Origin of the sequence: Metapseudomonas boanensis (assembly GCF_042232855.1) — a bacterium.
GTDB classification, from domain to species: Bacteria; Pseudomonadota; Gammaproteobacteria; order Pseudomonadales; family Pseudomonadaceae; genus Metapseudomonas; species Metapseudomonas boanensis.
The window spans coordinates 2,053,365-2,066,797 of the sequence record NZ_CP113889.1 but is presented as its reverse complement, the minus strand read 5'-3'; the positions used below and the strand labels follow the sequence as shown (position 1 = coordinate 2,066,797).

Annotated in this window: 11 protein-coding genes; 5 read left to right on the top strand and 6 right to left on the bottom strand. The window is 61.2% G+C overall.

Translation table 11 applies throughout. The annotated features are described in order from the left end of the window. Positions 1-3 precede the first annotated feature (3 nt). From potA to OXH74_RS09405, 6 genes are all read right to left on the bottom strand, one after another. On the bottom strand, positions 4-1,146 hold the full coding sequence (gene potA, locus OXH74_RS09430) for a polyamine ABC transporter ATP-binding protein (protein ID WP_375740988.1): 1,143 nt from the start codon (positions 1,144-1,146) through the stop codon (positions 4-6). A gap of 140 nt (positions 1,147-1,286) precedes the next feature. Continuing rightward, positions 1,287-2,357, bottom strand: coding sequence for a polyamine ABC transporter substrate-binding protein (locus OXH74_RS09425; RefSeq protein WP_375741587.1), 1,071 nt, complete (start codon positions 2,355-2,357; stop codon positions 1,287-1,289). Between the two features lie 162 nt (positions 2,358-2,519). After that, the gene (locus OXH74_RS09420; RefSeq protein WP_375740987.1) at positions 2,520-3,620 is read right to left on the bottom strand and encodes a polyamine ABC transporter substrate-binding protein; all 1,101 of its coding nucleotides are present in this window, start codon (positions 3,618-3,620) and stop codon (positions 2,520-2,522) included. Between the two features lie 157 nt (positions 3,621-3,777). Then, on the bottom strand, positions 3,778-5,145 hold the full coding sequence (locus OXH74_RS09415; protein WP_375740986.1) for an aspartate aminotransferase family protein: 1,368 nt from the start codon (positions 5,143-5,145) through the stop codon (positions 3,778-3,780). 63 nt (positions 5,146-5,208) lie between these two features. After that, positions 5,209-6,567 (bottom strand): glutamine synthetase family protein, encoded by a 1,359-nt coding sequence (locus OXH74_RS09410; protein ID WP_375740985.1) that lies wholly within the window; start codon positions 6,565-6,567, stop codon positions 5,209-5,211. A 145-nt stretch (positions 6,568-6,712) separates the two neighbouring features. Next, a complete protein-coding gene (locus tag OXH74_RS09405) occupies positions 6,713-7,465 on the bottom strand; it encodes a gamma-glutamyl-gamma-aminobutyrate hydrolase family protein (RefSeq protein ID WP_375740984.1) in 753 nt (250 codons plus the stop codon). A 276-nt stretch (positions 7,466-7,741) separates the two neighbouring features. On the opposite strand from OXH74_RS09405, the gene OXH74_RS09400 reads away from it, so the two are divergent. From OXH74_RS09400 to aguA, 5 genes are all read left to right on the top strand, one after another. Further along, positions 7,742-9,121, top strand: a complete 1,380-nt coding sequence (locus tag OXH74_RS09400) for a glutamine synthetase family protein (RefSeq protein ID WP_375740983.1) — start codon at positions 7,742-7,744, stop codon at positions 9,119-9,121. A gap of 129 nt (positions 9,122-9,250) precedes the next feature. Next, on the top strand, positions 9,251-10,309 hold the full coding sequence (locus OXH74_RS09395; RefSeq protein WP_375740982.1) for a polyamine ABC transporter substrate-binding protein: 1,059 nt from the start codon (positions 9,251-9,253) through the stop codon (positions 10,307-10,309). A gap of 193 nt (positions 10,310-10,502) precedes the next feature. Continuing rightward, positions 10,503-11,147: a TetR/AcrR family transcriptional regulator gene (locus tag OXH74_RS09390; protein ID WP_375740981.1), complete on the top strand. Its 645-nt coding sequence runs from the start codon at positions 10,503-10,505 to the stop codon at positions 11,145-11,147. 198 nt (positions 11,148-11,345) lie between these two features. Further along, positions 11,346-12,224 (top strand): N-carbamoylputrescine amidase, encoded by an 879-nt coding sequence (gene aguB / locus OXH74_RS09385; protein ID WP_375740980.1) that lies wholly within the window; start codon positions 11,346-11,348, stop codon positions 12,222-12,224. A gap of 89 nt (positions 12,225-12,313) precedes the next feature. Next, positions 12,314-13,420, top strand: a complete 1,107-nt coding sequence (aguA, locus tag OXH74_RS09380; protein WP_375740979.1) for an agmatine deiminase — start codon at positions 12,314-12,316, stop codon at positions 13,418-13,420. Positions 13,421-13,433 lie beyond the last annotated feature (13 nt).

Below are 13,433 nucleotides of genomic sequence, written 5' to 3'. Positions count from 1 at the left end.
TTCTCATGACCGCAGCACCACTCCGCTGTCGTCTTCCCACCAGACGAACACTTCGTCATCCCAGGTCGGACGAGTGCCGCGGCGCTCGGCGTTGGCGACGAAGGACTGGACGATGGAGCCGTTTGGCAGCTTGACGTAAAACACTGAGTGGCCGCCCAGGTAGGCGATGTCGTGGACCTTGCCGCGCGACCAGTTGTACTCGCAGGTGGGCTGTTCGGTGGTGACCAGCAGCTTCTCCGGACGCAGGGCGTAGGTGATGCGCTTGTCCTGCACCGAGGTGGTCACGCCGTGGCCGACGAAGATCGGTCGCTCCAGTTGTGGGCAGGCGATCAACGCATGGGCCTCGGCGTCCTCCACCACTTCGCCGTCGAACAGATTGACGTTGCCGATGAATTCGCAGACCAGGCGGCTGATCGGAGTCTCGTAGATATCCACCGGGCTACCGATCTGTTCGATGCAACCCAGGTGCATGATGGCGATGCGCTGGGCCATGGTCATGGCCTCTTCCTGGTCGTGGGTCACCATCACGCAGGTCACGCCCACGCGCTCAATGATCTCCACCAGTTCCAGCTGCATCTGCGAACGCAGTTTCTTGTCCAGGGCGCCCATCGGCTCGTCGAGCAGCAACAACTTCGGACGCTTGGCCAGCGAGCGAGCCAGAGCCACGCGCTGACGCTGACCGCCGGAAAGCTGATGCGGCTTGCGCTTGGCGAACTGGGTCATCTGTACGAGCTTGAGCATCTCGTTGACGCGCTGGTCGATCTCGGCGGCAGGCAGACGGTCCTGTTTAAGTCCGAAGGCGATGTTCTGCGCAACAGTCATATGCGGGAAGAGCGCATAGGACTGGAACATCATGTTGATCGGGCGCTCGTAGGGCGGCATATCGGTGATGTCGACGCCGTCGAGGAGGATGCGCCCATCAGTCGGCCGCTCGAAGCCTGCGAGCATGCGCAGCAGCGTTGATTTACCCGAACCGGAACCGCCGAGCAGGGCGAAGATTTCACCCTTCTTGATGTCCAGGGACACGCTGTCCACAGCCACCGTCTCGTCGAACTTCTTGGTCACCCGGTCGATTTTCACCAGCACCTCTTTAGGTTGCTGGTTGCCCTCGAGGGCTTTCTTGTAGGCACCGGAGGCTATTGCCATTACCACACTCCCAGAATTTACTACCCGACCACCGCGGCCGGGCGCGTTTTTACAGCATGGGCGAGAGCCAAGCATCCTGCATGGCTACGCCTTGGTGGCGCGGTGGACCCGCCGCGGATGGCGGGCTTCCCGGCCGTGCGTCATTTGCCCGACTTGACCTTGGTCCAGCTGCGGGTCATCAGCCGCTGGACTTTCGGCGGCAGCTCCGCCGAAACATAGAGCTTGTCCAGCACCGCTTGTGGCGGGTAGACGGACTCGTCGGTACGTACTTCCTGATCCATTAGCTCACCGGCCTTGAGGTTTGGGTTCGCGTAGCCAACGTAGTCGCTGACCTTAGCGATCACCTCGGGCCTGAGCAGGTAATTGATGAAGGCATGGGCCTCTTTGGCGTTCGTCGCCCCGGCCGGAATGGCCAGCATGTCGAACCAAAGGTTGCCGCCCTCTTTCGGAATCGAATAGGCGATGTCCACACCCTTGCCCGCTTCCTCGGCACGCTCCGCGGCCTGGAAGATGTCGCCGGAGAAACCGGCAGCGACGCAGATGTCGCCATTGGCCAGGTCGCCAATGTACTTGGAGGAGTGGAAGTAGGTCACATAGGGACGGATCTCCATCAGCTTGGCCTCGGCTTTCTTGTAGTCGTCCGGGTTCTTGCTGTTGGGGTCCAGGCCCAGGTAGTTGAGCATGGCCGGAATCATCTCATCGGCCGAGTCGAGGAACGCCACACCGCACTGGCTGAGCCTCTTGATGTTCTCCGGCTCGAAGATCACCGCCCAGGAGACGATGCTGTCGACACCGAGCACGGCCTTGACCTTCTCGACGTTGTAGCCGATGCCGTTGGTACCCCAGAGGTAAGGCACCGCATATAGGTTGCCGGGGTCGTTCACCTCAAGCTGCTTCAGCAGCTTGGGATCGAGGTTCTGCCAGTTGGTGAGCTGGCTGCGGTCGATCTTCTGGAACGCGCCCGCCTTGATCTGCTTGCCGAGGAAGTGGTTGGACGGCACCACGACGTCATAGCCGGTGTGGCCCGCCAGCAATTTGCCTTCCAGGGTCTCGTTGGAGTCGAAGACGTCATACACCGGCTTGATACCGGTTTCCTTCTGGAAATCCGCCAGGGTGGTCTCGCCGATGTAGTCCGACCAGTTATAGATATGCACCGACTGATCCGCCTGGGCCTGGGCAACCAGGCTCAAGGTGGTGACGGCAGTGATCATCAACTTGCGGATGGGGGAGTGCACAGGTTCGTCCTCGTGTGGTGTCTGGGCGTGGCCGGAATGAGCCCGGGTCTATCCGGCAACCCAGGCCAGTGAACTTGCGGTTCGCTGCAACGCGGCCCAGGCACCGGCGGGCAACCCCGCCGGGCCCGGCAACCATGCTTACTTGCCCGACTTGATGGTGGTCCAGCTGCGGGTCATGGCGCGCTGCACCTTGGCCGGCAGGTCCGGGAAGGCGTAGAGCTTGGCCATGGTCTCCTGGGTCGGGTAGATACCCGGGTCCTTGCGGATCGCCTCGTCGACCAGATCGGTGGCGGCGGCGTTCCCGTTGGGGAACTGCACCTCGTTGGTGATCTCCGCCATGATTTCCGGCTTCATCAGGAAGTTCATGAAGGCGTAGGCAGCTTCGGGGTTGGCCGCGTCTGCCGGCATGGCGATCATGTCGAAGAAGGTACCAGCACCTTCTTTCGGAATGTTGTAGGCGACGTTCACACCGGCCTTGGCCTCTTCGGCGCGGGACTTGGCCTGGTACACGTCACCCGAGTAACCCACGGCCACGCAGAGGTTGCCGTTGGCCAGGTCGGAGATGTACTTGGAAGAGTGGAAGTAGGTGATGTGCGGACGGATCTTGAGGAACAGCGCCTCGGCTTCCTTCAGCTGCTTGGGGTCCTGGCTCAGCGGATCGTGGCCCAGGTACTTCAGGGCGATCGGCAGGATCTCGGTGGGCGAGTCGAGGAAGGAAACGCCGCAGGCCTTCAGCTTCTCGATGTTTTCCGGCTTGAACAGCAGGTCCCAGGAGTCCACCGGGGCGTTGTCGCCCAGTACGGCCTTGACCTTGTCCGGGTTGTAACCGATGCCGATGGAACCCCACATGTAGGGGAAGGCGTACTGGTTGCCCGGATCGGACACTTCGACGGTCTTCAGCAGGTTCGTGTCCAGGTTCTTCCAGTTCGGCAGCTTGGACTTGTCCAGCGGCTGGTAAACCTTGGCCTTGATCTGCTTGGCCAGGAAGTTGTTGGACGGCACCACGATGTCGTAACCCGACTTGCCGGCCAAGAGCTTGGCCTCAAGGGTCTCGTTGGAGTCGAATACGTCGTAGACGACCTTGATGCCGGTTTCCTTGGTGAATTTCTCAACGGTATCCGGGGCGATGTAGTCCGACCAGTTGTAAACGTGCAGTACCTTGTCGTCAGCCTGGGCCATGCCGGCCACGGCACCAGCCAGGGTCAGGGCGAGCAGGGTTTTGCCGAAGTTTTTTATCATGCGGGTAGCTCCATTTTTTGTTGAAGTGTCCGAGCGGCGTCGTACCGAATACGCCACCACTCGGTGAGCCTGGCCAACGCACCGGCGAAGTCTGGCAAGGTCGAGGGCTTGCTTACAACAGCCGCAATCGCGAAATGCCGTAAGCCAGCCCTTTTTCTCAGCCCTTGACTGCACTCGCGGTGAGGTCCAGGCACTTGCGTGCCTTGTTCACCAGTTCGTCGATCTCATCTTTGTTGATCACCAGCGGCGGCGAAATGATCATCGTGTCGCCTACCGCGCGCATGATCAGACCATTCTGGAAGCAGTGCTCACGGCACAGCATCCCGATGCCGTCGGCGAAACGCTCGCGGGTCTTCTTGTTCTTGACCAGCTCCAGGGCCGCAACCATCCCGACCCCACGCGCCTCGCCAACCAACGGGTGGTCAGCCAGCTCCTGCCAGCGTTTTTGCAAATACGGTGCCGTTTCCGCCTTGACCTTCTCGACGATCTTCTCTTCGCGCAGGATGCGGATGTTCTCCAGCGCTACCGCAGCCGCAACCGGGTGACCAGAGTAGGTGAAGCCGTGGTAGAACTCTCCACCCTCATTCAGGGTATCGACGATCTCGTCACGCACGATTACGCCGCCCATGGGGATGTAGCCGGAGGTCAGGCCCTTGGCGATCGGCATCAGGTCCGGGGCAAGGCCGTAGTACTGGCTGCCGAACCACTCGCCGGTGCGACCGAAGCCACAGATCACTTCGTCGGCGACGAAGAGGATGTCGTACTTGGCGAGGATCTCGCGGATCTTCGGCCAGTAGGTTTCCGGCGGAACGATCACACCACCTGCGCCCTGGATAGGCTCGGCGATGAAGGCCGCGATCTTCTCCTCGCCCACTTCGAGAATCTTCTTCTCCAGCTGCTCGGCCGCCCATACGCCGAACTCTTCCGGCGCCATGTCACCGCCTTCGCCGAACCAGTAGGGCTGCGCGATGTGCTCGATCCCGGGGATCGGCAGGTCACCCTGTCCGTGCAGCGCTTTCATGCCGCCCAGGCTGACGCCGGCAACTGTGGAGCCGTGATAGCCGTTCCAGCGGCCGATGATGACTTTCTTCTGCGGCTGGCCCTTGATGGCCCAGTAATGGCGAACCATGCGCAGCACGGTGTCGTTGGCCTCGGAGCCGGAACCGGTGAAGAACACATGATTCATGCCTTCCGGGGCGATGTCGGCGATGGCTTTGGACAGTTCCAGTGCCGGCGGATGCGCGGTCTGGAAGAACAGGTTGTAGAAGGGCAGCTCGCGCATCTGGCGAGCCGCAGCCTGCACCAGCTCCTCACGGCCGTAGCCGACGTTGACGCACCACAGGCCCGCCATGCCGTCGAGGATCTTGTTGCCCTCGCTATCCCAGATGTAGACGCCCTCGGCCTTGGTGATGATCCGCGCACCCTTGGCGTTCAGTGCCTTGTAGTCGGTGAACGGTGGCAGGTGGTGGTCGCGACCGAGCGCTTGCCACTCACGGGTCTGGGGGTTGGTCACTTGGCTGTTCATATCCATACCTCGATATACACACATCTGGAGTGCCGGCCGGCGTGGCCGACACCCCGTTCCGGATCAGACGGAGAGCAGCAGGAACTCACGTTCCCAAGAGCTGATCACCCGTTTGAAGTTTTCATGTTCGGCGCGCTTGACCGCGACATAGGCCTTCACGAACTTGCTGCCCAGGTATTCCTCGATATCCCGGCAGCCTTCCATCCGCTCCAGCGCCGCCTCGATGGTCAGCGGCAGGCGCAGGTTGCGGCGCTCGTAGCCACGGCCCTTCACCGGCGCGCTCGGCGCCACGCCCGACACCATGCCGATGTAGCCGCACAGCAGGCTGGCGGCGATGGCCAGGTAAGGGTTGGCGTCGGCACCGGCCAGGCGGTTTTCCACACGCCGATTCTGCGGACCGGCATCCGGTACGCGCAGACCCACGGTACGGTTTTCCTCGCCCCACTCCACGTTCACCGGCGCCGAGGTATCCGGCAGGAAACGGCGGAACGAGTTCACGTTGGGCGCGAACAGGGGTAACACCTCGGGGATGTACTTCTGCAGACCACCGATGTGGTGCAGCAACAACTCGCTCATGGAGCCATCTTCATTTGAGAAGATGTTCTTCCCGGTCTTGATGTCGATCACGCTCTGGTGCAGGTGCATGGCACTGCCCGGCTCGTCGGTGATTGGCTTGGCCATGAAAGTGGCTGCCACGTTGTGCTTGAGCGCGGCCTCACGCATGGTGCGCTTGAACACCAGGATCTGGTCGGCCAGTTCCAGGGCATCACCGTGACGGAAGTTGATCTCCATCTGCGCCGGACCTTCCTCGTGGATCAGGGTGTCCAGATCCAGGTCCTGCATTTCGCACCAGTCGTACATGTCCTCGAACAGCGGGTCGAATTCGTTCGCCGCATCGATAGAGAAGGACTGGCGACCAGTCTCCGGGCGGCCCGAGCGGCCCAACGGTGCCTGCAGTGGGAAGTCCGGGTCATCGCAGCGCTTGGTCAGGTAGAACTCCATCTCTGGCGCAACGATGGGCTTCCAGCCCTTGTCGGCATAGAGCTTGAGCACGCGCTTGAGCAGGTTGCGCGGGGACAGCTCGATCGGGTTGCCCTGCTTGTCGAAGGTGTCGTGAATCACCATCGCGGTGGGTTCAATAGCCCAAGGCACCAGATAGACGGCATGCTCGTCAGGACGGCAGAACATATCGATGTCCGCCGGGTCGAGCAGCTCGTAGTAAATGTCGTCTTCGACGTAGTCGCCGGTTACGGTCTGCAGCAGCACGCTCTCCGGGAGGCGCATGCCCTTCTCGTCCAGAAACTTGTTCGTCGGCGAGATCTTACCTCGTGCAATACCAGTAAGATCACTGATCATGCATTCAACTTCGGTGATTTTGCGTTCTTTCAGCCAGCTTGTGAGCTGGTCGAGCTTGGTAGTCATAAAGACCTCAGGATTGAGAGCTTCACAAGAAGGCATCTGCAGGTTTGCTACCGATCGTCCACACAGGAGCTTCCAGCCACGGACAGTACAGTCCGAACTCCATGACCCGGCAAACTCATCGGCTTACTGCAGGCGATCTCCCCGTTCAGCGTTTCCCCGCCCTCTTCCTGCAAGCCTCACCAAAGGCCTGGAAGATGGCGAGATAGTTTGGGTTGGATCGAACTTGCCATTCGGGGTGCCACTGCACTCCGAGGGCAAAGCTGCTGGCGCCTTCGACCGAAAAGGCCTCGACCAACCCATCTGGCGCCAGAGCCTCTACACGCAGGCCCGGCGCCAGACGTTCAACGCCCTGGCCATGAATGGAGTTGACCTGGATCTCGGACGGCAAGCCGATGCCGTCGAGAATGCCCCCCGGCTGCACATGCAGCGGATGACGGGGGGCGTACTGGACCTCGAGCGGCTGATCGTCCGGCTCGCGGTGATCCATGAATCCTTCTACTTCATGCACCTTCTGATGCAGGGTGCCGCCGAATGCCACATTCATCTCCTGGAAGCCGCGACAGATCCCCAGCACCGGAATACCTGCCGCTACTGCTGCGCTAATAAGAGGCAAAGTCGTGCCATCGCGCTCAGGGTCATGCGGCGTGCCCGGCTCACTGGCCGAGCCTTGATAATGATGAGGTTCTATATTGGAAGGAGAGCCGGTGAAAAGCAGTCCATCCAGGCTGGCCAGGAGAGTTGGCTGATCAATGAGTTCCGCGAGGGCCGGAATCACCAGGGGAAGCCCCCCGGCTCCGACCGCCACCGCACGAACGTATTTGTCACCCGCAGTGTGGTAGGACTGAGATCCTAACTGCCTGGTACAAGCGGTTACGCCGATCAACGGCAGGCGAGCCATGAGACACCCGTTTTATTGCTGTTATGGGTTTCGACCGAGCTTAGCGTTGTTCATTTTTTTACACAATAGGGCCGTAAAAAATTGAACACACTCCACTGAGCACCGCGCCGGGCATGGCTCCGAGAGAAGTATGAATGCCCTGAAACGCCCCAAAACTGGCCATCGAGCCCACTTTTAGGGCAAAATAGGGTCAGCTTGACAACCTGGGGTGATTCGGATTGACTCTCACCTTAGATTCTGCGTGATTGATATTTTTAACAAAAAAGGTGTTGCATCATGTCGGTACCCCCGAGTGCCGTTCAGCTTCAAGAAGCGAACGAATTCCTTAAGGAACATCCTGAGGTCCAGTTCGTCGACCTACTAATTGCAGATATGAATGGAGTGGTACGAGGCAAGCGAATCGAACGCGCCAGCCTCCACAAAGTCTACGAAAAGGGCATCAACCTCCCTGCTTCACTCTTCGCTCTCGACATCAATGGATCCACCGTCGAAAGTACAGGCCTCGGCCTGGACATCGGCGATGCTGACCGCATCTGCTATCCGATCCCGGGAACCCTCAGTGACGAGCCTTGGCAAAAGCGTCCTACCGCGCAGCTGCTGATGACCATGCACGAACTGGAAGGCCAGCCCTTCTTTGCTGACCCACGTGAAGTGCTGCGTCAGGTCGTGGAGAAGTTTGACGAGCTGGGCCTTACTATTTGCGCGGCTTTCGAACTAGAGTTCTATCTGATCGACCAGGAGAACCTGAACGGCCGTCCGCAGCCGCCTCGCTCGCCGATCTCCGGCAAGCGTCCGCAGTCGACCCAGGTTTACCTGATCGACGACCTGGATGAATATGCCGACTGCCTCCAGGACATCCTCGAAGCGGCGAAGGTCCAGGGCATTCCGGCCGACGCTATCGTCAAGGAAAGCGCCCCGGCGCAGTTCGAGGTCAACCTCCACCACGTCACCGATGCGATCAAGGCCTGCGACTACGCGGTGCTGCTCAAGCGCCTGATCAAAAACATCGCCTACGACCATGAGATGGACACCACCTTCATGGCCAAACCCTATCCGGGCCAGGCGGGCAACGGTCTGCACGTGCACATTTCACTCATCGACAAGAAGACTGGCAAGAACATCTTCACCGCCGATGATCCCGAGCAGAACGCCGCTTTGCGTCATGCGGTCGGCGGTGTGCTCGAGACCATGGCAGCGTCGATGGCCTTCCTGTGCCCGAACGTGAACTCCTACCGCCGTTTCGGCGCACAGTTCTACGTGCCGAACGCACCGAGCTGGGGCCTGGACAACCGTACCGTCGCGCTGCGCGTGCCCACCGGCAGCCCGGACTCGGTGCGCCTCGAACACCGCGTTGCCGGTGCCGATGCCAACCCTTACCTGATGATGTCGGCGATCCTCGCGGGTATCCACCACGGCCTGACCAACAAGATCGAGCCCGGCGCCCCCATCGAAGGCAACTCGTACGAGCAACTGGAGCAGAGCCTGCCGAACAACCTGCGCGATGCACTGCGCGAACTGGACGACAGCGAAGTTCTGGCCAAGTACATCAGCCCGGATTACATCGACATCTTTGTCGCCTGTAAGGAAAGCGAGCTGGAGGAGTTCGAACACTCCATCTCCGACCTCGAATACAACTGGTATCTGCATACCGTGTAAGCGAGTCCCCAACGCCGGCCCCAGGGCCGGCGTTGTTTTATCTGCCCATTGGCAATTGCTCGCTCGGCTTCTCCGACCGGCAAAACCCCCAAAAGACCGAGATTGCATGTTCACATCAGGGAGGAAGTCATGCCCCGCTTGCTCGCCCCGCTGTTGCTCGCACTGCTCCCCACGCTGGCTCAGGCCGAAGATCTGATTCGCGTCTACAACTGGAACGATTACATCGCCCCCCAGGTGCTCAAGGACTTCGAGCAACACACCGGCATTCGTGTCGATTACCGCACCTTCAGCAGCGCCGAGGAACTGGAACAGGCCCTGGCCGGTGGCGAGCCGATCGATGTCGCGGTTCCCTCGCATAACGCGCTGCCTCGACTGATCAGCAGCGGGCGCTTGCAGCCGCTGGACTTCAAGCTGCTACCCAATCGCAAGCACCTCGATAAACAACTGCTGAGCAAGGTAGCCGCCTCCGACCCCAATAATCGGCACGCGGTGCCCTACCTCTGGGGTGCCGTTGGCCTGGCCGTGAACACTCCACAAGCGGAAAAGGCCTTTGGCGGCCCACTTCCCCAGAGCTGGAGCCTGCTCTTCGATCCAGAGCAAAGTGCTCGCCTGAGCCAATGCGGGGTCAGCCTGCTGGACGCCCCGGATGAAACCCTGGCGGTCCTGCTCAACTATCAGGGGCGCAGCCTCGCACGCAGTGCCCCGAGCCGACTGAAACGCAGCGGCGACCTGCTCGCAGCGCTGCGTCCGAACCTGCGCTACATCGATAGCCAGCGCTACATTGCCGATCTCAATGCCGGAAAACTCTGCGTCGCCATGGCCTGGGTCGGCGATGCCCTGAATGCCGCAGCAGCCGGCCAGCCGGTGAACTTCATGGTCCCGCAGGAAGGCTCGGTGCTGTTCATCGACAACTTGGTGATTCCTGCCAGCGCCCACCGCGCCGACCTGGCGCACCGATTCATCGACTACCTGCTTCAGCCTCAGATCGCGGCCAGGATCACCAGCGAAACCCTCTACCCCAGTGGCAATGCGGATGCTCGTCAGTACTTGGACGAGGCCCTGCGCAACCAGCCAGGCCTCTACCCGGACAAGGACACCAAGCGCCGCTTGTTCCCACTGGAGGCCCTGCCGGAAAAGCTCGGCGTCACCCGCGACCAGGTCTGGGCCGCGTTTCGCGCAGGGAAATAGCGCCCAAGGTGGCGGCCCCGCTCCTGTGCGTGTGAACTCATTCGCAAAGGGCTGCACCGCCGCCATTTTGATTACCAGGCGAATGAATTCGCTCCTACGACAAACAGCCAGCGCAGCGCCCTGCCCCTTCCCCGCACTTGCCGCCGCCCCGCGGCCTGACGTCCAATAGCGGCTCTAAGGAGAGGAGCCTCCCATGTCGCGCCACGCCACTACCCGCAAGCCTCGCGCCAGCAGCCAACTGCGTATCACCGGGATACTCGACGCCGCCCGCACCCTGCTCGCCGAGCAAGGCGTTGCCAACCTGTCGATCTACACCGTCGCTGAGCGCGCGGAGATGCCTCCCTCCTCCGTCTACCATTTCTTCTCCAGCGTGCCGGCCATCCTCGAGGCCCTTACCACAGACGTGCATGCCGCCTTCCGCGCCTGCCTGCAGCAACCCATCGCCCATGACGGCCTGCGCCACTGGCGCGATCTATCACGGCTGGTGGAGGAGCGCATGCTATCTATCTATGCTGCCGATGCCGCGGCGCGCCAACTGATCCTCGCCCAACACGGCCTCACCGAGGTGACCCAGGCCGACCGCCAACACGACATCGAACTCGGCCGGCTGATGCACATCCTCTTCGAGCGCCATTTCGAACTGCCGACCCTGCCCGACGATATCGACGTCTTCGCCCTGGCCATGGAACTGGGCGACCGTGTCTATGCCCGCTCGGTGCAGCTACACGGCGAAATCACCCCGCGCCTGGCCGAGGAGGGCATGCGGGTGTTCGATGCCTACCTCGGCCTCTACCTGCCGCCCTTCCTACCCAAACGCCCGACCCCGAAGGCGGACTAACCCAATATTAATCGGATATTTATCCGCTTAATAATCGATCAAAGCCAAGCGATAGAAAAATTACGCTTCTAATACGGATTTTTATCGATTATAAAGTCAACATCCGAACGGCGAGCACAGACTCGCCGACACGGCATTGCCACAGGTCGTCTGCTAGGTTCTAACGACCTATTCGTAATCGTCCTTACGAGGTGTTCCATGTCCCATATCGTTACCGTCGCCGCCACCCAGATGGCCTGCTCCTGGGATCGCGCCGCGAATATCGCCAACGCCGAGAAGCTGGTCCGCCAGGCTGCCGCCAAGGGCGCGCAGATCATCCTGATCCAGGAGCTCTTCGAGACCCCCTATTTCTGTCAGAAGCCCAATGCGGACTACCTGTTGCTGGCGACCCCGACTGAAGTCAATGAAGCCATCGCGCACTTCCAGAAGGTCGCTAAAGAGCTGGAAGTCGTGTTGCCCATCAGCTTCTTCGAGTTGGCCGGCCGCGCACGCTTCAACAGCATCGCGATCATTGACGCCGATGGCAGCAACCTCGGCATCTACCGCAAGAGCCACATCCCGGATGGCCCGGGCTACCACGAGAAGTACTACTTCAACCCGGGCGACACCGGCTTCAAGGTGTGGAACACCCGCTACGCCAAGATCGGCGTCGGTATCTGCTGGGACCAGTGGTATCCGGAGAGCGCGCGCTGCATGGCACTGCTCGGCGCCGAGATCCTCTTCTACCCGACGGCCATTGGTAGCGAGCCGCATGACCCCAACATCATTTCTCGCGAGCATTGGCAGCGCGTGCAGCAAGGCCATGCCGGCGCCAACCTGATGCCACTGGTGGCTTCCAACCGCATCGGCAAGGAAGAGCAGGACGGTTATGACATCACCTTCTACGGGTCCTCGTTCATCGCTAACCAGTTTGGCGAAAAAGTCGAGGAACTGAACCAGACCGAGGAAGGGATCCTGGTGCATAGCTTCGACCTCGACCAGCTCGAACGCGTACGCAGCGCCTGGGGTGTGTTCCGTGACCGCCGCCCAAACCTCTACGGCCCGATCAAGACCCTGGACGGCTCGCTGGCATCCTGATTCCAGCCTCGGGGCTCTGGTCCGCTGCCGCAGGATGCCTGCCGTAGGGGACCTGGCCCTGGCCCCAGTTCGCAGATAGAGGTGGACCGATGAACACACTGAACAGCCTCCCGCGCGACGACGGCTTCCGCATGCCTGCCGAGTGGGAAACGCACAGCCAGACCTGGATGGTCTGGCCCGAGCGTCCGGACAACTGGCGCCTGGGCGGCAAGCCCGCGCAGGAAGCCTTCACCGCTGTGGCCAAGGCCATCGCACGCTTTGAGCCGGTGACCGTTTGCGTCTCCGCCGGCCAGTACGAGAACGCCCGCGCCCGCTTGGACGAGCCGAACATCCGCGTGGTGGAAATCAGCACCGACGACGCCTGGGTGCGCGACACTGGCCCGACCTTCGTGGTCAATGACCAGGGTGACGTACGTGGCGTGGACTGGACCTTCAACGCCTGGGGCGGATTCGACGGCGGCCTCTACTTCCCCTGGAACCGCGATGACCAGGTGGCGCGCAAGGTCCTCGAGATCGAGCACAGCAAGCGCTACCGTACCGACGGCTTCGTGCTGGAAGGCGGCTCCATCCATGTGGATGGCGAAGGCACGCTGATCACCACTGAAGAATGCCTGCTGAACAAGAACCGCAACCCGCATCTCGACCGCGAGCAGATCGAGGCGGTGCTGCGCGAGCACCTGGCGGTGGACACCATCATCTGGCTGCCGGACGGTCTGTATAATGACGAGACCGACGGCCATGTGGACAACTTCTGCTGCTACGTTCGCCCAGGTGAAGTGCTGCTGGCGTGGACTGACGACCCGCAGGACCCGAACTTCCCGCGTTGCCAGGCCGCGATGAAAGTGCTGGAAAGCGCCCGCGACGCCAAGGGCCGCCAACTGGTCGTGCACAAGATGCCAATTCCAGGCCCGATCTACGCCACCGAGGAAGAATGCGCGGGCGTCGATCTGGTGGAAGGCACCCAGGAGCGCGATCCGTCGATTCGCCTGGCCGGTTCCTACGTCAACTTCCTGATCGTCAATGGCGGCATCATCGCGCCGAAGTTCGACGATGCGAAGGACGCCACGGCCGAGGCGATCCTCGCGCGCGTGTTCCCGGAGCATGAAGTGGTCATGGTGCCAGGTCGGGAGATCCTCCTCGGCGGCGGCAACATCCACTGCATCACCCAGCAGCAGCCGGCGCCGCAACAGCGCTGAGCGAAGCTGACGG

Excerpts from the sequence above, each read along its gene's own strand:
- potA (WP_375740988.1), bottom strand. The coding sequence starts at position 1,146 with ATGGCAATAGCCTCCGGTGCCTACAAGAAAGCCCTCGAGGGCAACCAG.
- OXH74_RS09425 (WP_375741587.1), bottom strand. The coding sequence starts at position 2,357 with ATGATCACTGCCGTCACCACCTTGAGCCTGGTTGCCCAGGCCCAGGCG.
- OXH74_RS09420 (WP_375740987.1), bottom strand. The coding sequence starts at position 3,620 with ATGATAAAAAACTTCGGCAAAACCCTGCTCGCCCTGACCCTGGCTGGT.
- OXH74_RS09415 (WP_375740986.1), bottom strand. The coding sequence starts at position 5,145 with ATGAACAGCCAAGTGACCAACCCCCAGACCCGTGAGTGGCAAGCGCTC.
- OXH74_RS09410 (WP_375740985.1), bottom strand. The coding sequence starts at position 6,567 with ATGACTACCAAGCTCGACCAGCTCACAAGCTGGCTGAAAGAACGCAAA.
- OXH74_RS09405 (WP_375740984.1), bottom strand. The coding sequence starts at position 7,465 with ATGGCTCGCCTGCCGTTGATCGGCGTAACCGCTTGTACCAGGCAGTTA.
- OXH74_RS09400 (WP_375740983.1), top strand. The coding sequence starts at position 7,742 with ATGTCGGTACCCCCGAGTGCCGTTCAGCTTCAAGAAGCGAACGAATTC.
- OXH74_RS09395 (WP_375740982.1), top strand. The coding sequence starts at position 9,251 with ATGCCCCGCTTGCTCGCCCCGCTGTTGCTCGCACTGCTCCCCACGCTG.
- OXH74_RS09390 (WP_375740981.1), top strand. The coding sequence starts at position 10,503 with ATGTCGCGCCACGCCACTACCCGCAAGCCTCGCGCCAGCAGCCAACTG.
- aguB (WP_375740980.1), top strand. The coding sequence starts at position 11,346 with ATGTCCCATATCGTTACCGTCGCCGCCACCCAGATGGCCTGCTCCTGG.
- aguA (WP_375740979.1), top strand. The coding sequence starts at position 12,314 with ATGAACACACTGAACAGCCTCCCGCGCGACGACGGCTTCCGCATGCCT.